Source organism: Dyella tabacisoli (assembly GCF_003350925.1).
GTDB lineage: Bacteria > Pseudomonadota > Gammaproteobacteria > Xanthomonadales > Rhodanobacteraceae > Dyella_C > Dyella_C tabacisoli.
In genome coordinates, this window is sequence record NZ_KZ857176.1 from 250,585 (window position 1) to 272,500 (window position 21,916).

Consider the following 21,916-nt stretch of genomic DNA (forward strand, 5'->3'; position numbering starts at 1 on the left):
CGAGATACCCCGGCGGCAATCGGCCGTAGATTCCTTGGATATCGACAAGTGCTTCGCACGCATGACGCTTGCGGTTACATCCAGTCATGCGCCTTGACTGGTGCCGGGAGATCGCGACGCAGCCTGATAAACTGTGCCGATTCGTCTTACCTAGCCCTAGCGAGTTCATCCATGCAGCCTATCGAACCCCTAATCAACGATGCCTTCGAGCGCCGCAACGACCTGACTCAGGTTGAGATCGACACGCATTTACGTTCTGCGGTAGAGCAAGTCATCGATTTGCTGGAAAGCGGTGAGCGCAGGGTTGCCGAACCCGATGGCAAAGGTGGCTGGACGGTCAATCAATGGATCAAGAAGGCGGTGCTGCTGTATTTCCGCATCAACGGCAATCGCGTCGTTGACGGTGGCCCGGCGCTGGCCTTTGACAAAGTGCCGCTACGCTTTGCTCATGGCAATGAAATCGAACTTGAATCGCTTGGTGCACGCGTCGTACCGGGTGCCTTGGTCCGTCGTGGTGCACATGTCGCCAAAGATGCCGTGCTGATGCCGAGCTACGTCAATATCGGCGCTTATGTGGGCGCAGGCACCATGGTCGACACCTGGGCCACGGTGGGTTCATGCGCACAGATCGGCGCCGGCGTGCATCTGTCGGGCGGTGTCGGTATCGGTGGTGTGCTCGAACCACTGCAGGCCAACCCAACCATCATCGAAGACAATTGCTTTATCGGCGCACGCTCTGAAGTGGTCGAGGGCGTCATCGTAGAGAAAGGCAGTGTGATCGGCATGGGCGTATTCCTGGGCCAGTCCACGCGCATCTACAACCGCGCTACCGGCGAGGTCAGCTACGGTCGCGTGCCGGCAGGGAGCGTGGTGGTGGCGGGCAGCCTGCCGGCGAAAGATGGCAGCCATAGCTTGTACGCGGCGATCATCGTCAAGCAGGTCGATGAGAGAACCCGCAGCAAGACGGGGATCAACGAATTGCTGAGGGGGGAGTAAGGGCTGGGGAACGGGGGGTAGAGCAGGGAACGGGGAATAGGGAACGGGGAACATGCAGCTTGAGTAGTGGCTGCGATGCCGCGTTCTTTTTTAGGCGGGGAACAGGGAACGGGGAAAGGGGAACATGAAGTTCGGAGGGATATGGCAGATCCGCGTTCTTTTTTGATTTTTGCTTGTTTTTGCTCTTGCTTTTTTGCTCCTGCTTTTTAGGCTTTTCCCCGTTCCCCGTTCCCCGTTCCCCGTTCCCCGTTCCCCGTTCCCCGTTCCCCGTTCCCCGTTCCCCGCACCATTGACCGACGATTTGAAAGGATCACCGATGACGAGTGCCATCACCCTCTACGGCCTGCTCAATTGCGACACCTGCAAAAAAGCCCGTAACTGGCTCAAGCGTTTTGAGGTCGAGCACGAGTTTGTCGATTACCGCGCGAATCCGGTGCCTGCAGCGACCTTGAAAGCATGGGCGCAACAACTCGGTGGTTGGGAAAAGCTGGTCAATAAATCCGGTACGACCTGGCGTAATTTGCTGCCGCAGCGCAAGAGCCCCGGCAGCGACCCCGAATGGACATTGCTATTGAAAGAATATCCGGCGCTGGTCCGTCGCCCGGTCGTGGTGCAGCCCGATGGCGAGATTAGCGTCGGCTTCACCGATAACGGGTTCAAAAAGTTGTTCGGTAAGTGAAATGAACCCCCAGCGTACGACACGGCGCTTTCGCAGCAATCTGCGCATTGAGCGCGATAACGCGGCCTTGTATGAGCGACTGGCCGAATTGGCGAAAAATCCGCGATTGGCTCAGGCCTATCGACGCATCGCTGCCAATGAGCAATCGAATGCGGCCTTCTGGGAAGGGCGGTTGCGCGAGCTGGGCGTCGCCGTATCGCCATCCCATCCCGGCGCGCGCGTACGTGTGCTGGCCTGGTTCGCACAGCGTTTCGGCACCGAATTCGTGATGCCTACGGTAGTGCGGCTGGAGCATGCCGATGATGTTGAGGATCAGGCGGGTTATCGCGATCATTTTCTGGACACGCCGGCACCGCTTCAGCGTGGCCGTCATCGTGCCGAAAGTGGCAATACCTTGCGAGCAGCCGTACTCGGCGCCAACGATGGTCTGGTCTCCAATGTGAGTCTGGTGATGGGCATGGCGGGGGCTGCCTCCGGCGATCGAGCGGTACTGCTGGCCGGGCTGGCAGGCCTGGTCGCCGGTGCCTGTTCGATGGCACTGGGCGAGTGGCTGTCGGTCAACAGCTCACGCGAGTTCTATCAGGCGCAAATCGCCACGCGTGCAGAGCGGCTCGCAGTGTCGCCGGAAGACGGTGAGCAGCGCATTGCCAGCTTGTACCGCGACAAAGGGCTGCAGGCCGAGGCCGCCGATGCGTTAGCCAAAGAGTTGGCAGCCACGCCCCGTGCCGCGCTCGATACGCTGGTGCGCGAGGATCTTGGCGTCGATCCAGGGGAGTTGGGCGGCTCGGCCTATCGGGCTGCGGCTTCGTCGTTCTGCTTGTTTGCGGCAGGGGCGTTTTTCCCCGTGGCGCCTTATTTATTCTGGGGCGGCACGACGGCGTTGGTAGCCAGCATCTGCTCAACGTCTGCAGCGCTCGCGCTGGTCGGCATTGGTACCTCGTTGTTCACTGGACGAAGCATGCGATTTTCGATCGCGCGCCAGCTTTCCATTACCGTGGTGGCGGCATCGATCACCTACGTCGTCGGCCATTTATTGGGTGTGGTGCTGGCCGGGTGAGCCTGGGCTGCTGTCATCGATTTCAAAGGAAGCTTCATGTCTGCTGTATTTGACCTCACCGCCGAACTGATCCGCCGCCGTTCGGTTACACCAGAGGATGCCGGCTGCCTGACGCTCTTGGCTGATCGCTTGGGCGCTGCAGGTTTTTCGATCGAGCATCTGCGCTATGGCGAGGTGGACAACCTATGGGCGACTCATGGCAAGACGGGCCCTTTGCTGATGTTTCTTGGTCATACCGACGTGGTTCCAACGGGGCCGGCAGAGACGTGGCATAGCGATCCGTTTGAGCCGGTTGTCCGCGATGGACTTCTATATGGCCGAGGTGCGGCCGACATGAAGGGCTCCGTGGCGGCCATGGTGGTTGCATTGGAGCAGTTCGTGACCGCGCATCCCGATCATCGCGGCCGGGTTGGCCTGTTGCTGACCAGTGACGAAGAAGGCGTTGCCATCGATGGCGTGCGCAAAGTGGCCGAGCATTTTCGCGCGACGGGCGAGCAGATCGATTGGTGTGTCGTCGGTGAGCCGTCGGCAAAGGAAAAGCTTGGCGATCTGATTCGGGTGGGGCGACGTGGATCGTTATCGGGCACGTTGACTGTGCGAGGTGTTCAAGGGCATGTCGCTTATCCAGAAAAGGCGCGCAATCCCATTCATGCGGTAGCTCCCGCGTTGACCGAACTGGCTGCCGAGGTTTGGGACAAGGGTAACGACGATTTTCCGCCGACTTCGTTTCAGATCTCCAATCTCAATGCCGGTACCGGCGCCAACAATGTCATTCCCGGCACGCTCACTGCGCTGTTCAATTTTCGCTATGGCACCGCCAGTCGTGCCGACGATTTGCGCGTGCGTACGGAAGCCCTGTTGACGCGACATGGTTTGGATTGGCAAATCGATTGGCAGCTTTCCGGCGAACCGTTTCGCACGCCGCCGGGTGGCGCAGTACGTGAAGCGGTCGTGGCTGTCTGCCGCGAACTGTGCGGTATCGATCCAGAGCAGAGTACCGGCGGCGGTACTTCGGATGGCCGCTTTATCGCGCCGCTCGGTGCCGAAGTGGTCGAATTGGGTCCGGTCAATGCAACCATTCACAAGGTGGATGAGTGCGTTTCGGTGGCGGATCTAGAGAAACTGCCGTCGTTATATTTTGCTATTTGCGCGCGCTTGCTCAGTTGAATGTCGGTCAGTGGCGGCACATGCCGATGATCGATATATTTATTTAACCGGTTTTGCCGGTGCTGCGACAGCTCGTATGGGGTGAATGACATAACCCACTGGCACCCAGCCATTGGATGTCTGTGCCAGCGATACGGTTTCGAGCATCGATGCGTTCGCATATGTCGCTGTGAAAATCACGTTGACATATTCGCCTGCGGGCAGGCTATCGGGATTGGTTACCCGTGCAAGCTGCAGCCAGTCGCGGCTTTGCAGCGTGCCGAGTTGCTTGCGTTGCGTGCCAAGGTAGTGGCTCCAGGTATTCTTGCTCACACTTTTTCGCATGAGTTGGCCGCTGTTTTGCCACATCGTATCGGCCTGGTTGTCGTCAGCCTGGGCGACCCAGTGGGTGGCGACGGCGACGGCATTGTCCAGCGACATATTTTGTTGAGCGGAAGCATTGCCGGCACCCATGGCAAGGATAAGCGTCAATGCGCACGCTTGAATCACCCGTTGAATGGCCAGAGCATGGCTTTTCATGCGCAATGTCCTCATGAAGAAAAGGCTCTTAGAGTCCTTCATCTACCAATGAATGCATCGGTGGATTCACTCGGTTTGTTGCTGTTCGCTATGGTCATCGATGGCTGTCGTGCCGCGAAGACATGAGCTTGTCTGGATCATCGCCCCGGCTTGGCTGTGGGTGACAACGTCAACGTGTATCGGGTCGGTCCGGGTAGTAGCGGTGTGGGCAGGCCGTGGACCCAATCCTCGTGACCGGCACCATAGAACGGCGATAGCGGATGGTCGCTCTGGCCGCCAGGCATGTGCAAGATGCCTTGCGCTTCGCGGCCCGGCATCACCACCAATCGTTCTGATGCGCCGACGCCGGGCTGGGCTACTCGCGGCATGTTGTTATCGCCGGGCACCGGTTCGTCGGGCATATTGAGCAGCCGTGCGATGGGGCCGGGCAGGGCGCGCGCCAGCGGGTGATTGACGGCGCTGCGATTGATTTCGCCCCAGTTGCGCGCAGCCAGGCCGCCGGGCTGTTGGCCGAGTTGTTCCACCACCTGATGCGCGGCTGCGATCAGCAGTTCGTCCCAGTTGGCGTAGCGTGTATCGAGAAGATGGGCTGGCCGCTCGTGCAGCAGCATCCATACCGCCGCTTCCGGGCCGCTGGATCTCGGCCAGCGAAAATCGGGATGATCTTGCTGTACCCGCGCGACGAAAGGCGCGAGCACCGCTTCATGTACTTGCGTGCGAAAGGCGCGTACCAGCCGGTAATCGACGCTGTCCACCGCGGCGAGGCTATGCCATGACGCGGTGAGTTGGCGTAAGGATTGCAGCTCGGGATCGTTGTTGCCGGCGAGCGTGTCTTGTAACAGGCGCTGCCAGCGATCGAGCCATAAAGCGCGGTGGTCGAGTTGAATGTCGAGCAGGTTGCCGGGGGTGAATCGGTTGCCTGCGCGTAGATCGTCGCGAATTTGCTGCGCACGCGCACCGAGGTCGTAACCGCCGTTGCCGAGCAAGCTGAGGTCGGCGCCATCGGTGGTGCGATTGTTGGCCGTCCAGAGACGACCGTCTTCGGGGTTTTCGATGCGTGGGTATTGCGAAGGCATCGCCCAACCGGTCCAGCCGCTGCCAGGCTGCGACCAGTCTGCTGGTTGTAGCGGATCGAAGCCTGCCCGCAGCGGCATGCTGTTGCCGGTCACAGTCCAACCGATGTGGCCGGCGCTGTCGGCTACCAGCAGGTTCTGCGGAGGCATGCCCATGCTGGGGGCCAGATCCAGTGCGGCGCGTGTATCGGCGGTGTGTTCAAGCTGCATCAACTCAAGGTTATAGGCGCGCGGCAAGCCGCCGATCCAGGCCAGCGCCAATGGTGTGCCGTCGGCATCGGTGGCCATGATCGGTCCCCAGCGGGTGACCTCGACCTTGAGTGATCGGGCCGGCTCGCCTTTGATGCGGATCGGCTCATCGTGGCTTTCGATCGACGCCCAGCCCTCCGGCACTTTGTAGCGGTTCGGCTGATTCGGATCGCGCAGTACGCGCACCCAGTCCTGCCAATCGCCATAGCTGTTGGTAAAACCCCAAGCGACTTGCCCGTTCGAGCCGACTACCAGCGCCGGTGTGCCGGGCAGGGTGACACCGCTGGCGTCGCGTTGACCGTTCGGCGCCGTTGGATCGGCGTAGCGCAGTCGTGCGCGAAACCAGATGTTCGGGACGCGCAGGCTTAAGTGCATGTCGTTGGCAAGCATCGCCACGCCGCTTTCGGTGAGATTGCCGGCGACGGCGAAACTGTTGCTGCCGAGTCGGACATCCTCCAGTGCCGGGGCTAGTGCGGTGGCCAAGCCATCGACATCGCGGACACTGGCTTGCGGTTGCTGGCGCAGATCCCATATGTCGGCGGAAGGTATCACCGGCTGCCGTGACAGCTCACCCTTGAGCGGAGCCTCCCATTGTGGGTCGGGGGCAAGCAGAACATCGACCAGTGGCCCAGGCAACGCCGCGCGCATTTGTGCGTAACGCAGCTCTTGCTCGTCGCGGCCATCGCTATTGAGGTCGAGATACATCGCGGCGATCACTAAAAGGCTGTCTTCGGAACGCCATGATTGCGGCCGGGCGCCGAGCAACAGGTATTCCCATGGACGCACGCGCAAATCGGCAAGCCCCGCGTTGACGCCATCGCGATAGCGATCGAGATGGTATTTCTGCTCGGCCGATAACTGTGCATAAGCCGCCTTCACGACCGCGCGCAAGCGATGCCTGCGGTGATTGAGGTCGACCTCCACGGCGGCTTTGCCGACCAATTCGGACAACTCGCCCGCGGGCAGGCGGCGCATCAGATCCATGGCGAAGTAACGTTCCTGCGCATGCACGTAGCCGAGTGCGAAGCTCACGTCATCGCGGCTTTTACCCTCTACGGTGACCGTGCCCAAGGTATCGCGGCTGATGCTGACGCTGTCTTGCAAACCCGCCAAGTGCCGTTCCCCCTCCAGCGCGGCGCGACTACCGGCGAGTAAAAGCCAGCCGCCGGCACCGGCGCCAAGCACGACAACCAGTAGCGTCAGCAAGGTGAATCGAAGCCAGCGGAAGCGACGTGGCGTCTTCATGGCTGTGCAAACACGGCAAAGATGCCGGCGTAAGGTTTGACCATAAACGTGGGGGCGCCGGTATAGCCGTCGCCGTCGACATAGAACTGCGAAATGGTGCCGTCCAGATACAGCGCGTCGCGGCAGCCGATCTGATCGCGGAACAAGCGTGCGAAGGTATGGAAATTCACGGGTGCCTCGCTTACTGCAAAGACTGCCTCGTGCGGCGTCTTGGCACAGACACCGCTGCGCCATTTCAGACTGGCCGAGTCGTCGACGAATTGGTTGTTGATCTGCCCGTCGATCAACAGCATCGGGCCGGACTGGGTCGCCCATTGCGCGGGCTTGCCGTCGGCCTTGAAGTCACTGCTGGTGCGCACCGCGGCGTGTCCATCGGGATACACCGCGAACACGCCGTTGGGCAGCAGCGAAAAATTGCCGGAGGCGGGGTTGCCGCGCGCCATGTTCAACGACACCAGCGTTTTACCGTTCTCCACGTACAAGCCCAGCGGTGCAAACTGACGATCGTAAATGCCGGCATTGGCGGCAAAAAGCAGCCGTTTGCCGCGTGCCTCGCCCCATTGCCGCAAACTGTCGATATCGCCGTAGGCTTGGCCGTTGTCCGGATCTTTCCAATGCAGGCTTAGCGGTTGGCGGTCCAATGCAATGCTGACGACACGAAAGCTCTGACTCTCGAACACCAGCTCGTTGCTATCCACTGCCTGTGCGGTTTGCGAGCAACCCGTCAGGCTGGCGAGCAAGCTGAACATCGCCGATAAATACAGCGCGCGGCGGGGCGGTTGGCGGAGGGTGACGGCAAGCATCTGCCGATGGTCGCTGCCATGCGCAGTCGGCGCAAGCCCAGGCGAATCGGCTACCCTCTGCATGTTCATCGCATCTATAACGTCCGCCTTATGCCTTACACCCCCATTGTCGCCACGCTTGGCTATGTGCTTTCCCCGGATCGCAGTCAGGTGTTGATGATTCATCGCAATGCCCGCCAGGACGATCAGCATCTAGGCAAGTACAACGGCCTGGGCGGCAAGATGGAGCCCGGCGAAGACATCGCCGCCTGTATGCGCCGCGAAATTTTCGAAGAAGCCGGCATCGAGTGCGTATCGATGCATCTGCGCGGCACCCTTAACTGGCCGGGTTTCGGCAAGCAGGGCGAGGACTGGCTGGGCTTTATCTTCGTCATTGATGAATTTCACGGCGAACCCTTGCAAGAGAATGCCGAGGGGACGCTGGAATGGGTGGCGCTGGATCGTCTTGAAGAACTGCCGATGTGGGAGGGGGACCGCCATTTCCTGCCCCTGGTATTCGATCGCGACCCGCGCCCCTTTCATGGGGTGATGCCCTACCGCGATGGCCGCATGCAGTCGTGGGCCTACACCCGGTTGTAGAAACCCGCCCCGTGGGCAAAAAGCCGACGGGGCGATGACGCTGCAAGGCTATGGCGCGCGACGTAGCGCCACCACCGCATTGAGCCCGCCGAACGCAAACGAATTGCTGATCCCGGCATGCACCGGCATGGCGCGCGCCTGGTTGGGTACGTAATCGAGATCGCAAGCCGGGTCGGGCCCCAGATAGCCTAGCGTCGGCGGCACGACGCCGTCGCGCAGCGCTCCAAGTACGGCAACCAACTCCAAGGCTCCGGCGGCGCCCAGTGCATGCCCGTGCATGGGTTTGGTCGAAGAGATCGCCAGCGCGTGGGCATGTTCGCCGAACACACGATGGATCGCCCGTGTTTCGGTACTGTCGTTGGCCATCGTGCCAGTGCCGTGGGCGTTGATGTAGTCCACCTCCGATGGCGACATGCCGGCATCGCGCAACGCAGCGCTGATGGCTGCGGAGGCGCCCAGCTCGGATGGCGCGGCAATATCGCCGGCATCGGAGCTCATGCCGCATCCGGCCAGTTCGGCCAGAATGGTTGCGCCGCGCTGCTGTGCAAGCTCCAGGGTCTCTAGCACGTACATGCCGGCGCCCTCGCCGAGCACGATGCCGCGACGGCCGGCACTGAACGGGCGGCAAGTATCGGGCGCCAGCACACGCATGGCTTCCCACACCCGCAGCGAGCCCAGGGTGATGCAGGCTTCGGTGCCACCCACCACGGCCGTATCAACCAGGCCGGAGCGGATCATCATCACGGCTTGTGCAAACGCGTGATTTGACGAGGCGCAGGCACTTGATACGGAAAACGCGGGGCCGGTGATGCCGTGGACCATGCTGATCTGGCTGGCCGGCGCATTGGTCATCATGCGCACGATGCCCAGCGGATGCAGGCGATTGGCGCCCTCGCGGTAAAGCCTCTCGTACTGTTCGTCGCGCGTGCTTTCGCCGCCGGCGCCGGTGCCGATCACGATGGCGGTGCGCGCCGCGCGTTCACCTTCAAAGCTGATTCCCGATTGCGCGATAGCCTCGCCCGCGGCAACCAGCGCGTACTGGCTGAGCGGGTCGAGCAGGGGTAGTCGTGCCGAATCGAAATGAAGGGCAGGATCGAAGTCGCTCACTTCGGCCGCGATGCCGCCATTGCGCAGCAAGCTGCGCTCAATGCGGCGGATGGGGCCGATGCCCGTGCGACCTTCGACCATCGCCTGCCAGATGGAGGGCACATCGTGGCCGAGCGCACAGATCGCGCCCGCACCGGTAATCACGATACGAGGCATAGGGTCAGCTATCAGTCGGGTTTTGCGGCTCCGATTTCAGAGCCAGTTGGCGATCGATGGCATCGACGAGGTGGCCGACGGTATCGGTCTCGAAGTTGGTGTCTTCGTTAGGCAGGTTCACGCCGAAATGCTCTTCGAGATCGAAGATCACCTCGATCGCATCCAGCGAGGCAATGCCTAGATCCTTCAAAGTGGATTCTGGCTTGATGGTGGCGATGTCGATCTTCGCCTGTTTGGCGATGATGTCGAAGGTTTCCTGCTGTGTACTCATGATCGCTTTCCTGAATGTCATGAAGCCGTCTATGCCCACTCTCGGCATCGGCGGTGCGGACCCTGGTTCGCGCAAGACTGACGAACTAGCGAGGTGTTGTCCAGATAGTGACGGTTGTCGGATCGTGCGCGGCCATCCTTTCGCGAATCTTATAGACGGTCGGGCCATCAGCTATGGCTTTGTAGAACCTTGGGGTGTGGTATTTCGACGTCGCTTGCGCCGGGTGCGCCGGTCGATGCAGTCGCTCCAATTGCGCGGGCGGACCGGCCGCGCTGCACCAGTAAGGAACACGAAAGGCGTCGCCAGCAAGCTTCTGCGCTTGTGTGTGAGGCATGATGTCGGGCCAGGTGGCCATGCCTGCATTTCGTCTCGTTCGTGGGAAGCCTTTCGTGCGGTATTTCAACCAGCTTGAGCCGGATGCGCTGATCGGCCGATTCGCCGCCTGCCCGCCCATCGGCTTTCGTGTCGAGGAGGTTGCCGGCACGCCGACCTTCGTGGCGCCTTTTGACCTGTTGACCACGGCCGACGACACGCTGCGCAAGCGCGTCGCCGCCGCACCCGGCTATCGTTATTGGGGGCGGTTGTTGCGCTGGCGCACCGCCTTTGTGGGTACCACTGTTTCCGAATACGTACTTTTTCCACGCTCAGCCGATGCCACGGCCTTGCCGCGCGATCTGGTGGCGCGATTGGGGGCCGCACAGCGGCTGTTGATCGTCAAAGACATTCCCCAAGCCTCGCCGCTGCTGAGTGAAGCGGACAACCAATGGTGCGCGAGTTTCGCCCAGGCTTGTGCCGAGGCCGGTTGCCTCCTGCTGGAGGGGCAGGCACTGGCCTATGTGACGATCGATTTTGCCAGCGAAGACGAATACCTCGCCCGGCTGTCGTCCAGCCGCCGCAAAGACATCCGGCGCAAACTGCGCAAGCGCGACGAAGTGGCGGTGGAGGTCGTGCCGTGCGGCGATGCGCGCTTCGCCGATGAAGCGGTCATCGATGCGTTCTATGCGTTGTATGAAAACGTGTATGCGCAAAGCGAAATCCATTTCGACAAACTCAGTCGCGAGTTCTTTGCCGCCGTGTTGCGCGATGCCGCCAATGGCGGCGTGGCGTTCGTCTACCGGCATCAAGATGCGATGATCGGCTGGAACCTATGTTTTGCCGTGGACGGCAAGCTGATCGACAAGTACGTGGGTTTTGCCTACCCGCAAGCGCGCGAGCAGAACCTGTATTTCACCAGTTGGTTCCACAACCTCGCCTGGGCGCGCGAGCAGGGGCTGACGCATTACGTCGCCGGTTGGACCGACCCGGAAATCAAATCGTATTTGGGCGCACAATTCACGCTGACCCGGCACGCTGTCTACCTGCGCAACCCGTTGCTGCGAGCGTTGGCGCGACGGCTCGGCAAATACTTCGAAAGCGACAGTCAGTGGGCGCCGCCAACCGTGAGCAAGACTGATGAGTAGGCAAGCCCCGCTGATTCTCGATTTCGACCGTTCGATCGGTGTGATTCCCGGCGCGACCACGATTGGGTTGAACGATTGGCAAGAGGCGATCCGCTTCGGTTGCACGCTGCGCACCTTTGATCGCCTGCGTCGCCATCTCGACGCGCTAGTGCCGGCCGATTACGGCACGGTGCTGATGGGGTCGGGCGATTACCATCATTTGACCTGGCCGCTGGTCGAGCGGCAACGCGCGCGCGGTCCATTTCAACTCGTCGTATTCGATAACCACCCCGACAATATGCGTTTTCCATGGGGTATCCACTGCGGCTCGTGGGTACGCAAAGTGGCGATGTTGCCTTACGTCAGTCACGTGCATGTGGTTGGTATCACCTCGGGCGATATCGGCGCCAAACACGCCTGGGAAAACTACCTGCGTCCACTGCGCGCCGGCAAGCTCAGTTACTGGTGCATGGACGTCGATGTGAGCTGGGCGGCACGCTTCGGGCTCGCCGATGCGTTTCATCGTTTCGACCATCCCGACGCACTCACCTGTGCGTTCATCGAACAACTGCGCCGCGCACCGCAAGCTACGTATTTGTCGATCGACAAAGATGCTTTCAGCGTTGCTACGGCACGTACCAACTGGGATCAAGGGCTGATCGAAGAGCATCACGCGATGGCCATCATCGAGGCTTTGCGTGGCCGCATTATCGCCAGCGACATTAATGGCGAAGTCTCTGCCTATGCGTATACGACATGGTGGAAGCGCATGCTCAGTGGCATGGATGGGCAAGAGCCGGTGCCGCAAACAGAGTTGGATACGTGGCAGGCGCAGCAGCGTGCGTTGAACACGCGGCTGCTGGAAGCGATTGCGGCGAGCAGTGTGTAGCGCCTAAGCCTTTGCGCGCTCAAGCCGCACACAGATTCGCTCGAACTCGTCGTCACGCAGCCAGGGGCTGTTGGTGATGGTCAGCGATCGCGCGGCGAAGTCGCGGGCATTGGGTAGATCCGTAGGCGGCACCACATCGCGCAGATAGGCGTAATCGGGCAGGGCGTGAATAAACAAGCGACTGACACCCAGGCCGGCTGTCCACAGCATCTGCAGCGCGTGATCGCGCGTAGCTTCGCTGGCTAAGGTCATTAGCAGGAAGGGCCATGTACCTTGCTGGCCGAGGGCATCCTCGAAGACGGTCAGGCCAGGGATTTGCCGCAGGCGTTTGATCCGGCGCAAGGCTTGCTGGCGCGTAGCCTCCAGAAACGCCGGTAATCGCATCAATGCCCGGATGCCGACCGCCTGGCGCCAGGCGCTTACCGTATGCAGCGGAATGTCGGGGCCGAAGTCGTCGCCGACCGCGCTCACCGGATCGCCCGCCGCCAACGCCTTGCGCAATGGGCGGCCGTAAGCCAGTGGCAAGATCGACGGACGGTAAGCGGCGGTGTAGCCGACGAGTTCCAGCGCGCGCTGCCGATCCATTTGCGGGTCCGGTTTGATAATCGCCCGATGACTGGCGGCAAAGGCTTCGCGCAGCGCGGGATCGCGCGCCAGCAGCAGGCCGCCTTCATACAGGGTCAGGCCTTTGCCGACAGCAAGGCTGAAGAAGCCGGCATCGCCGAGCAGGCCGACACTGCGCCCCTCGTGCCGCGCGCCCACGGCTTGCGCCGCGTCTTCGATGACATAGGCGCCGACCTTATGCGCAATGGCATTGGCGGTGGCTACATCGGCGACGCGGCCAGCCAAATGCGTGGGCACGATGGCTAAGGTTTTGCTGCAGCAGACGGCCGCCAGTTGGGCGGCATCCATGTCGTAATGATTCGGTGCGAGATCGCACAGTCGCGGTTTGAGTCCGGCGCGATGGATCGCTAGTGCGACCAGGGGACACGTCCATGCAGGTACGACGACTTCGCGGCGATCCGGGCGCAACCGGCTGATGGCATGCAAGGCAACCACCAGGGCGGCGGTGCCGGAGCATTCCAATTGCAGTTGCTCGACACCCAGCCAGGTCGCCGCATGCTCGGCGAAGAACGGTGCGCGACCCGGACGCAGGTCGCTCAAGCGCAATGGCAGACCGGCGGTGGGCGGCAGCTCGCGCATGTGGAGTCTCTAGTTGCCGGCGGCGACGCCGAGCGCGCCCTTCGCTTCGGTCGGCGCGTCGCCTTCAGGGTGCGCACCGCTTTCGGCAAAGGCCAGACAGATGATGCCGACGACAATCACGCTCGCACCGATCACCTTCGGCCAGGTCAATGGCTCCTGAAACAGCCAGACCGAAAACAGCATCACGCTGACGACTTCGAGGTGAGTGACCGCAAACGCCGGGCCGATGGGCGCGTGCTTGAGCAGCGTCATCCAGGTGAAGAAGTTGCCGACATAGCCGATCACGGCGAGATAAATCCACGGATGGCCAAACACGCGCACGATCCAGGCCCAGTTCGCCTCGGGCGGAAACGCATGATTGCCGGCGTACTTGAAGCTCAGTTGCACCACGGTATCGAACGCCACCAGGATCAGAAAGCCGAAAAAGTAGAAGCTTTTTCCACGAGTCATACGGTCAGTACTCATAGGGTCATCCTGAATAAGATCATCCTGAATAAGGTCGGCCTAAATAAGATCAGCCCGCACCCGCGATGCCGACGATCGCCACACCGGCGGTGACCAGCAGAATGCCGGTGACGCGCAACGGGGTGAGTTTTTCGCGGAACAGAATGCGTCCGGCGATCATGACGACCACGATATTGATCGAGCCCAGCAGTACGCCCTGAGACAAATCGATCAAGGACAGGAAGGCGATCCACACCAGAAATTCGGCGACATAAGAAATCAGGCCGACCCAGATCCATGGCCGCGATGCCATATAGCGCCAGCGCGCCAGGCCGTCACCGGCACGCGGATCGCTGGCCGCTGCCTTAAAGGCCAACTGGCCGACGGTATCGAGGGTGACATTGAGCAGCCACAGCGTAACGACCAGCGGGGACATAAGTCTCCTAGGCCGCCGCGCGAGCGGCAGGTTCGAACGTGGCGGCTACCTGGCCGAAGAATTCGGCCGAGCGGTCGATCAGCAAGCGGCGTTCGCGATCGACGGTAATCATGTGATAGCTGTTTTCCAGCAGCAGCATTTCCACCGGACCGGAGACGCCACGCTCGACCAGCCGGGCATTCTCGACGCTGGCGATGTCGTCTTCAGTGGCGTGCGCGATCAGGCAGGGTGCATTCACCTTGGGCAGCTCGCGGCGGACCACCGCCGCCATGTTGTACATCTCGCCCAGCGACGGCCAGGGATTGCCCGGCAGGCCGGCGGCTGCGCTGTCGCCGCTGAGCATGGCCGAGCTGATTTGCGCGCGCAGGCGCTCGTCGCGAATGCCGTAGGGTTCGTTTTCGTGCACCATGCGGCGCTTGCCGATACCGAAGCGATGCAGCAAGGGCAGCAGGAAGGACAACCTGCCGTACCACGGAATCGCCCAGCCGTCGTAGCGGAACGTGGCGCCATAGACGCCCACACCCTTGACCCAGTCTGGATGGTCGGCGGCCAGCTTGAGCGCCAGCACCGCACCCATGGACAGGCCGGCAACGAAGAAATGATCTACTTCGTGGCGAAGCTTCTCGGCAGCGGCTTCTACGCTGGCATACCAATCGTGCCAACTAGTTTTCAGCAAATCATCGACATTGCCGCAATGGCCGGCCAACTGCATGCCATACACGCTGAAGCCTGCGCGGTTCAGCCCCTTGCCGACCAATCGCATCTCGGTAGGGGTGCCGGTTAGGCCGTGGATCAGCAGCACGCCGCTGCGTCCGCCTTCAAGGCGGAACTCAACGTTCTGGATCACCGGCGGGCATTCCTGTGGCGAGGCGAAAGGGGCAGGGCGGCAAGGCGCATGGTCGCGAGATTGATTGAGACGGAGGCGCCAGTCTGCCGTGGGACTCTTTCTGACAACTTTCGATAGCTGAATGCAGCCCCGAACCTGTTCACAGTTGAACAGGCTCGGGCCAAAGCGGAATCGCTTAGGGCTTGAACGGCTTGAACTCACCGAAAGGTTTGAGCTGGGCTTCGATCGCCTTCGGGTCGCCGACCAGGATGATGCTTTGGTCTTTGGGGGAAAAATACTTTCGTCCCATGGCCTGTACCTGATCGGCATTCACTTGGTTGATCTCGGTGACGTAATTACTGAAAAAAGTAGGCGGCAAACCTTGCACCCAATAGTTGGCCAGCGTCTGGGCCAGCGAGCCTTGAATCTGATTGCGCAATAGATAAATGCCCGCCGCCAGCCGCTTTGCGCCCACCAATTCCTCGTCGCTGGGCGCCTGGCTGGCCATGCTTTCGTAGAGTTTATTCAACTCAGTCAGGGTGGCGCCGGTGACTTCGTTGCGTACATCGACCCTGGCGAAACTGCTGCCACCCACGCGGTTGGCGTTGAGCATCGAGAACGGACTGTAGGAATAACCCTTGTCTTCGCGAATGTCCTGGGTCAAGCGGCTGGTAAAGCCGCCGCCGAGGATGGTGTTGGCTACGTTGAGCGGGACAAAATCGGGGTCACTGGCAGAGAGGCTGGGCCGGCCATAGCGGATATTCGTTTGCACCGAACCCTCGCGCGTCACCAACAAGCGCTGTGGCATGGCTTCGCGAGGTGCTTGTGGTGCTTCGGCAAGCGCCTTGCCTTCGGCTTTCCAGGCACCGAATTGCTGTTCGGCGATGCGGAACGCGTCTTTCGCGCTCATGCGGCCAATGATGACGAGCAAGCTGCGCTCGGGGCGAAAATGGGCTGCATGCAATGCACGCATCGCCTCTGGCGTTACCGCCGCGATGCTGGCCTCGGTGAGTGAGTTGCGCGCATAGGGATGCGTGTCGAACGTGGCGCGGTCGATCGCCCGTTGAGCCTGCCATGACGGGTTGCCCTCGCGTACCTTGAGCGCTTGCAGCGAGTTCGCCTTATGCAGTGCAACCTCTTGCGCGGGAAAGCTCGGATGCAGGGTAGTGTCGGCCATCAAATGCAGCAATTCGGCGGTGTAGGCGGATAGCGCACTAGCCGATATGACAATGGCATCCGGCTTGGCGTTGGCCTCGTAGTTGCCGCCCATCGCTTGTAGCGATTCGGCGATCTGTTTGGCATTGAGGCTGGCCGTGCCCTCGTTGAGCAAACCGGCCATGACGCTGGACAGTGCTGGCGTTGAGGGATCATCGGCAGCGGTGCCGCCCAGTACCGCCAGCGTGACATCGACCTTCGGCAGTCCATCGCGCGGCACTACCCATACGGTGAGTCCATTGGACAGGGTGCGTTGAGCGACTTGTGGCACCGGTACTGCCTTGTCCGGCCCATAGGCGGGCAAATCTTTGGGCAGGGGCGCGGTGGATGCGTGAGCGAGGCCGGTCAGGCACAGGCCGAGGGCGAGTACGAGCAGCTTGGGTTTCTTCATGATGGTCATGGCGCGATACCTCAGCGTGTCGTATTCGGGGAGTTGGCGGCGACTTTCGCGGCGGCCGCTGCGACAGGGCGCCGCACGATCACACTGCGGTTGGCATCGGTGAGATAGGTGCGGGCAACACGCTTGAGGTCGTCGGCGCTTACCGCTTCGATCCAGCCTGGGAGCTGGTTAGCGACCTCGGCATCGCCCCACATGGTTTGCAGTTTTGCCAGGGTGTCGGCGCGCGAAAGAAAACTTTCCAGTCCGCCGTACCAGTCCGACAATAGTTTGGTCTTGATTCTGCGCAGGGTAATGTCGTCGACACCGTCGGCGGCAACCTTGGCGATTTCCTGGTTGATCGAAGCGAGTACTTGATCCGGGGTGGCGTTTGACTTGTACAGCGTAAACAGCACGAGTTGCGTAGGGCCGGCATAGTCGATGTCGGTGCCGAGCGGATAATTGACGCCGCCTTCGATGCTGAGTACTTGCTCGCGGCCTTTCACCAGGCCCTGAAAAAATCGAGATGCGTCGTCACCCACCAACAGTTGCGACAGCACCATCATGGGAATCTGATCTTTGCTGTCGCGCGCAGGCATTTTCCAACCTACGGCCAATGCGGGAGCCTTTGCCAGCGGATCGGTCTGTTGCTGCATGCGGCCCTTGGTATTCAAGGGCTCGGCCACATCAGGCCTGGCCGGCAAGGCGCGCGACGCAATGCCACCGAAGTATTTCTGCGCCAGCGTGAATGCCTGTTCGGGTGTGACATCGCCGGCAATGCCGAGCACTGCATTGGCCGGTTGATAGAAGGTGTCGTGAAAAGCTTTGACGTCGGCGACGTTGGCGTGATCGAGATCTTTGAACGAGCCGTAGCCGTCATGGCTGTTGGCCCACTTGTCGAAGGCCAGCGCGTCGAGATCGGTCCAGTAGAACAAACCGTAGGGCTGGTTTTTCACGTTGACGCGAATTTCTTCCTTGACGACGTTCTGCTGATTGGCGAGATTCTTCTCGCTGAAATCCAGCGTCTTCATGCGGTCCGCCTCTACCCACAGAATGGGTTCGAGCGCGGCGACCGGGGCGGACGCGATGTAGTTGGTAAAGTCGGCGCGGGTGGAACCGTTGAAGATGCCGCCACCACCCTGGATCACTCGTTCGAATGTTCCCTTCGGCGCTGTCGGTGTGCCCTCGAACATCAGGTGCTCGAACAAGTGCGCGAAGCCGGTGCGGTTTTGCGGCTCCAGCCGCATGCCGACGTGGTAGACCATGCTGATGCCGACCGTCGGCGAGCTGTGATCTTCGGAGACCACCACCGTCAGCCCGTTATCGAGCTTCTTCACCGCGATGGGTAATTGCCACGGCTCAGTAGTTGCGGCCTGAGCGGCGATGCTCAACAGCAGGCCAGCGGTGAATACAGACAGGCGGATCATGTGCATGAGAGGCCTTAAGACTGGGCAGTGGAGCCTCTTTCTAATCGTAAGGTCGTGCGCTCACAAGTGACCATGGTCATGCGTGCGTGGCTTGGCGTGTCTGGCTTATTGCGGCGCCTGCAACCAGGCCGTTACCTGGGCCACCCAGATGTCGTAACCCGCGCGATCCATATGCAGCCCGTCCTGGACAAATAGCTCGGGACGTGGCTGTCCTTGCGGGTCGAGCATCGGGGTGAATACATCGAGATAGGCGACCTTCTTCTGCGTGGCCGCCCAGGTCCTGATGTATTCGTTGGCCTCGCGTATTTGCGGCAGCAACACCTTGCGCGCAACGCTTGGCTTGATCGCGATAAATGCGATCGGTACGCCTGGCAGGTCGTGGCGTACCCGAGTCACGAAGGCGACAAAGTCGTCACGCACTTGTTGCGGCGTCTGGCCGTTCTGCAAGTCGTTGTCGCCGGCATAAAGCACGATGGCGCGCGGCCTGTAGGGCGTGACGATACGGTCGGCAAAAAAAGTGGCATCGCTCAATGCCGAGCCGCCGAAACCGCGGTTGATCGTTCGTATCCCTGGAAAATCCTCAGCTATGGATGTCCAGAAACGGATCGACGAACTGCCGACGAAAAGCACCGCGCCAGGGGCCGGCATCTGCGCGCGGTCTTCGGCCTGGAACGCGGCGATATCCTTGGACCACTGGTCGTGCGCGTATTCGCGGGCAAAGACCGCACAGGGCAGGATCAGTAGCAAGACCAACAGGAGTTTCTTCATGCGCCGACTGTAGGCGCTGCGATGGCTGCAAGACAAATGGCCGGCATCGACGCCGCTTCGCGGGCAGGCTTCAGCGGTGAACTACGCGGAGATTTTGGACCGGCTTCTAGAAACCACGGCCGTTGAATCGGCCAACGCCAATCGAGATGCCGACGCGGCCGGTCGGGTGGTCGCAGCTACCTAGATTCTGGCTGATGTTGACGTTGCCGGTATTCCATGTGCCGCTGCCCATATGGCGGCTGCCGCTGACCACGCCCATACCAACGCTGCCATGGGTCTGGGGCTGGTTATAGGTGGCGTCATCGCAGGCAGGTGCCCGGTCGGCCATGCTGTCGCCGGTCTCCACATGCCCGCTGGTATCGCCGTAGTAGACGCCTGGTGCGTCATGGGCCGGTTTGGCTGCACTTGTACTGCTGGCGGCAGGCAGGTCACTGGGCGGGAGCTGGCTGACCGGGAGCTTGAGATTCAACGGCGGACTGGCCGTTTGCGCGTGAGTCGCGGCGGCAAGCAAGCCGATTGCGATCGCGGTAAGGGCTCGTTTCATGTTCATCGTGCTCCGGGATATGGCGCATACAACGCGCCAATACGCGCTGGGGTGCACATCACAGGGTTCGATGCCTGGCGACGGCAGGAAGTTCCTGCCGTCGCCTATCGAGCCTGTGAGAGTGTTTACGCCGTAGTCTCGATGCGCTCCACCCGGCGCAGGCCACGAGGCAGCACGCTGCCTCGCGTGGCGCGATTGCCGCCGAACTCGACCAGGTCGGACCAGCGCAGGGTGAGTTTGCGCTGACCGGCGTAGAGAGTGACTTCACCCTTGCCCTCGGTAACGACGGCGACGCCGGCAACACGTTCATCGCCGCTGGCCAGCTTGGCCTTGGGTATGTCGATCAGTTTGTTGCCCTTGCCTTTGTCCAGCTCAGGCAGCTCGGCCACCGAGAACATCAGCAAATGACCTTCGGTGGTGACCACCACGATGCGGTCGCGCGCCGGGTCGGCGCTGACCTGTGGCGTCAGCACGCGCGAACCATCGCTGAGCGTGATGATTTGCTTGCCGGCTTTATTGCGGCCGGTGAGCGCCTCGAAGCGGGTGACAAAGCCATAACCGAAGTTGGTCGCGAGAATCAGCCGGGTGTCGTTGTCGCCGGCAGCAAGGGCGTCGAAGCTGGCGCCGGAGGGCGGGCTGAAGCGACCGGTGAGTGGGTCGCCGTTGCCGCGTGCCGAAGGCAGAGTATGGGCCGGGGTGGAATAGCTGCGGCCGGTGGAGTCGATCACCGCCACTTGTTGGGTGGTGCGTGACTTGACCGCGGCGAGCAGGCTGTCGCCATCGCGATAATTGAGGCCTTCGGCGTCGATGTCATGGCCCTTGGCGGCGCGAATCCAACCCTTCTGACTGAGCACGACGGTGACCGGTTCGCTGGCGACCAGCGCGCTTTCATCCAGCGCTTGGGCGACCTCGCGCTCGACCAGCGGCGAGCGGCGGTCGTCACCGTACTTGGCGGCGTCGGCGCGAATCTCGTCCTTAATCAGGCTTTTGAGTTTGGCCGGGGATTTCAGCAGCACATTGATCTTCGCGCGCTCTTCTTCCAACTGATCGCGCTCGGCGTTGATCTTCATCTCTTCCAGCCGCGCCAATTGGCGCAGCTTGGTTTCGAGGATGTAGTCGGTTTGTTCGTCGCTGAGCTTGAAACGGGCCATCAGCACCGGTTTCGGTTCTTCCTCGCTGCGAACGATGCGGATCACTTCGTCCAGGTTGAGATAAGCAATGCGCAGACCTTCCAACAGGTGCAGGCGGCGCTCGACCTTGGCCAGGCGATGATTCAGGCGGCGGGTCACCGTGTCGGTGCGGAAGCTCAGCCACTCGCTGAGGATGCGCTTGAGGTTCTTCACCTGCGGCCGGCCATCCAGGCCGATCATGTTCAGATTGACGCGGAAGCTCTTTTCCAGGTCGGTGGTGGCGAACAAGTGCTGCATCATCTCGTCCGCATCGACGCGGTTGGAACGCGGCACGATCACCAGGCGAGTCGGGTTTTCATGATCGGACTCGTCGCGCAGGTCTTCGATCATCGGCAGCTTTTTCGCGCGCATCTGCGCGGCGATCTGCTCAAGGATCTTGGCCGGGCTGACTTGATGCGGCAGCGCCGTGATGACGATGTTGCCGTCATCGTGCTGGTATACCGCGCGTGCACGCACCGAGCCGACGCCGTTCTGGTACATCGCCAGCAGCTCGTTGCGTGGGGTGATGATTTCCGCCGGGGTCGGATAATCCGGGCCGCGCACGTGTTCGCACAGATCGGCGATGGTGGCGTCGGGGTCATCCAGCAGACGAATACAGGCGCTGGCCAGCTCGCGCAGGTTGTGCGGCGGAATATCGGTGGCCATGCCCACTGCGATACCCATGGAGCCATTGAGCAGCACGTGCGGCAGGCGTGCCGGCAGCCAGCTCGGTTCCTCCAGCGTGCCGTCGAAGTTGGGTACCCAGTCCACCGTGCCCTGACCCAGCTCGCCCAATAACGCCTCGGCGATGGGGCTGAGCTTGGACTCGGTGTAACGCATCGCCGCGAAGCTCTTCGGATCATCCGGCGAACCGAAGTTGCCCTGGCCATCGACCAGCGGATAGCGGTACGAGAACGGCTGTGCCATCAGCACCATCGCTTCGTAGCAGGAGCTGTCGCCGTGCGGATGGAACTTGCCGATGACGTCGCCGATAGTGCGCGCCGATTTCTTCGGTTTGGCGCTGGCGGCCAGGCTCAGTTCGCTCATCGCATAGATGATGCGACGCTGTACCGGCTTCAGGCCGTCGCCGACGAAGGGCAGGGCGCGATCGAGCACCACGTACATCGAGTAATCGAGATAGGCCCGCTCGGCGTATTCCTTGAGCGGGATCTGTTCGTAGTTGGCTTGCAGATTCATGCGGTTACGTCACGTTGTGCGTGGATAGCCGGTCGATGGTGCCAGAACCAGGAAGGATCGGACAGCTTGACGAGCGGGCGAG

21 protein-coding genes are annotated in these 21,916 nt (G+C 61.3%); 7 read left to right on the forward strand and 14 right to left on the reverse strand.

The features are described 5' to 3' along the window. Window positions 1-171 precede the first annotated feature (171 nt). The 4 genes from dapD to dapE all read left to right on the forward strand — a co-directional run bounded on the left by dapD (window position 172) and on the right by dapE (window position 3,899). A complete protein-coding gene (dapD, locus tag DVJ77_RS10895) occupies window positions 172-996 on the forward strand; it encodes a 2,3,4,5-tetrahydropyridine-2,6-dicarboxylate N-succinyltransferase (protein ID WP_114845534.1) in 825 nt (274 codons plus the stop codon). 316 nt (window positions 997-1,312) lie between these two features. Next, window positions 1,313-1,675: a Spx/MgsR family RNA polymerase-binding regulatory protein gene (locus tag DVJ77_RS10905; RefSeq protein ID WP_114845536.1), complete on the forward strand. Its 363-nt coding sequence runs from the start codon at window positions 1,313-1,315 to the stop codon at window positions 1,673-1,675. Between the two features lies 1 nt (window position 1,676). Next, the gene (locus DVJ77_RS10910) at window positions 1,677-2,732 is read left to right on the forward strand and encodes a VIT1/CCC1 transporter family protein (protein WP_114845537.1); all 1,056 of its coding nucleotides are present in this window, start codon (window positions 1,677-1,679) and stop codon (window positions 2,730-2,732) included. A gap of 36 nt (window positions 2,733-2,768) precedes the next feature. Then, window positions 2,769-3,899 carry a succinyl-diaminopimelate desuccinylase gene (gene dapE / locus DVJ77_RS10915; protein WP_114845538.1) on the forward strand — a complete coding sequence of 377 codons (1,131 nt, stop codon included), beginning with the start codon at window positions 2,769-2,771 and terminating at the stop codon, window positions 3,897-3,899. Between the two features lie 39 nt (window positions 3,900-3,938). Here dapE and DVJ77_RS10920 read toward each other — a convergent pair whose 3' ends face one another. The 3 genes from DVJ77_RS10920 to DVJ77_RS10930 all read right to left on the reverse strand — a co-directional run bounded on the left by DVJ77_RS10920 (window position 3,939) and on the right by DVJ77_RS10930 (window position 7,734). Then, window positions 3,939-4,418 (reverse strand): DUF4019 domain-containing protein, encoded by a 480-nt coding sequence (locus DVJ77_RS10920; protein WP_162791459.1) that lies wholly within the window; start codon window positions 4,416-4,418, stop codon window positions 3,939-3,941. A gap of 137 nt (window positions 4,419-4,555) precedes the next feature. After that, window positions 4,556-6,985: a penicillin acylase family protein gene (locus DVJ77_RS10925; protein ID WP_114845540.1), complete on the reverse strand. Its 2,430-nt coding sequence runs from the start codon at window positions 6,983-6,985 to the stop codon at window positions 4,556-4,558. Beyond that, window positions 6,982-7,734 carry a phosphodiester glycosidase family protein gene (locus tag DVJ77_RS10930; RefSeq protein ID WP_114845723.1) on the reverse strand — a complete coding sequence of 251 codons (753 nt, stop codon included), beginning with the start codon at window positions 7,732-7,734 and terminating at the stop codon, window positions 6,982-6,984. The genes DVJ77_RS10925 and DVJ77_RS10930 overlap by 4 nt, the downstream gene beginning before the upstream one ends. A 144-nt stretch (window positions 7,735-7,878) precedes the next feature. Between DVJ77_RS10930 and DVJ77_RS10935 the strand changes: the two genes are divergently transcribed. Beyond that, entirely contained in the window at window positions 7,879-8,367 is a 489-nt protein-coding gene (locus DVJ77_RS10935; RefSeq protein ID WP_114845724.1) for an NUDIX hydrolase, read from the forward strand. Window positions 8,368-8,415: 48 nt separating this feature from the next. On the opposite strand, the gene DVJ77_RS10940 is transcribed toward DVJ77_RS10935, so the two are convergent. Together DVJ77_RS10940 and DVJ77_RS10945 are read right to left on the reverse strand one after the other, a co-directional pair. Next, the gene (locus DVJ77_RS10940; RefSeq protein ID WP_114845541.1) at window positions 8,416-9,630 is read right to left on the reverse strand and encodes a beta-ketoacyl-[acyl-carrier-protein] synthase family protein; all 1,215 of its coding nucleotides are present in this window, start codon (window positions 9,628-9,630) and stop codon (window positions 8,416-8,418) included. A gap of 4 nt (window positions 9,631-9,634) precedes the next feature. After that, window positions 9,635-9,901, reverse strand: a complete 267-nt coding sequence (locus DVJ77_RS10945; protein WP_225427941.1) for an acyl carrier protein — start codon at window positions 9,899-9,901, stop codon at window positions 9,635-9,637. A gap of 389 nt (window positions 9,902-10,290) precedes the next feature. On the opposite strand from DVJ77_RS10945, the gene DVJ77_RS10950 reads away from it, so the two are divergent. Then, the gene (locus tag DVJ77_RS10950; protein ID WP_225427942.1) at window positions 10,291-11,361 is read left to right on the forward strand and encodes a GNAT family N-acetyltransferase; all 1,071 of its coding nucleotides are present in this window, start codon (window positions 10,291-10,293) and stop codon (window positions 11,359-11,361) included. Further along, window positions 11,354-12,229, forward strand: a complete 876-nt coding sequence (locus tag DVJ77_RS10955) for an arginase family protein (protein ID WP_114845543.1) — start codon at window positions 11,354-11,356, stop codon at window positions 12,227-12,229. The genes DVJ77_RS10950 and DVJ77_RS10955 overlap by 8 nt, the downstream gene beginning before the upstream one ends. A gap of 3 nt (window positions 12,230-12,232) precedes the next feature. On the opposite strand, the gene DVJ77_RS10960 is transcribed toward DVJ77_RS10955, so the two are convergent. The 9 genes from DVJ77_RS10960 to parC form a co-directional block, all read right to left on the reverse strand. Continuing rightward, window positions 12,233-13,432 carry a DegT/DnrJ/EryC1/StrS family aminotransferase gene (locus DVJ77_RS10960; protein ID WP_114845544.1) on the reverse strand — a complete coding sequence of 400 codons (1,200 nt, stop codon included), beginning with the start codon at window positions 13,430-13,432 and terminating at the stop codon, window positions 12,233-12,235. A gap of 9 nt (window positions 13,433-13,441) precedes the next feature. Beyond that, window positions 13,442-13,897: a DMT family transporter gene (locus DVJ77_RS10965; protein WP_225427943.1), complete on the reverse strand. Its 456-nt coding sequence runs from the start codon at window positions 13,895-13,897 to the stop codon at window positions 13,442-13,444. Between the two features lie 49 nt (window positions 13,898-13,946). Further along, window positions 13,947-14,312: an EamA family transporter gene (locus tag DVJ77_RS10970; RefSeq protein ID WP_114845546.1), complete on the reverse strand. Its 366-nt coding sequence runs from the start codon at window positions 14,310-14,312 to the stop codon at window positions 13,947-13,949. Window positions 14,313-14,319: 7 nt separating this feature from the next. Continuing rightward, a complete protein-coding gene (locus DVJ77_RS10975) occupies window positions 14,320-15,159 on the reverse strand; it encodes an alpha/beta hydrolase (protein ID WP_114845547.1) in 840 nt (279 codons plus the stop codon). Window positions 15,160-15,334: 175 nt separating this feature from the next. Beyond that, window positions 15,335-16,753 carry a M16 family metallopeptidase gene (locus DVJ77_RS10980; RefSeq protein ID WP_225427944.1) on the reverse strand — a complete coding sequence of 473 codons (1,419 nt, stop codon included), beginning with the start codon at window positions 16,751-16,753 and terminating at the stop codon, window positions 15,335-15,337. 11 nt (window positions 16,754-16,764) lie between these two features. Next, complete coding sequence (locus tag DVJ77_RS10985) at window positions 16,765-18,162, reverse strand: M16 family metallopeptidase (RefSeq protein ID WP_114845548.1); 1,398 nt, start codon at window positions 18,160-18,162, stop codon at window positions 16,765-16,767. Between the two features lie 99 nt (window positions 18,163-18,261). Beyond that, window positions 18,262-18,924: an SGNH/GDSL hydrolase family protein gene (locus tag DVJ77_RS10990; protein ID WP_114845549.1), complete on the reverse strand. Its 663-nt coding sequence runs from the start codon at window positions 18,922-18,924 to the stop codon at window positions 18,262-18,264. Window positions 18,925-19,030: 106 nt separating this feature from the next. Then, window positions 19,031-19,468 (reverse strand): hypothetical protein, encoded by a 438-nt coding sequence (locus DVJ77_RS10995; RefSeq protein ID WP_318530915.1) that lies wholly within the window; start codon window positions 19,466-19,468, stop codon window positions 19,031-19,033. A gap of 125 nt (window positions 19,469-19,593) precedes the next feature. Beyond that, window positions 19,594-21,834: a DNA topoisomerase IV subunit A gene (gene parC, locus DVJ77_RS11000; RefSeq protein WP_114845551.1), complete on the reverse strand. Its 2,241-nt coding sequence runs from the start codon at window positions 21,832-21,834 to the stop codon at window positions 19,594-19,596. Window positions 21,835-21,916: the final 82 nt, after the last annotated feature.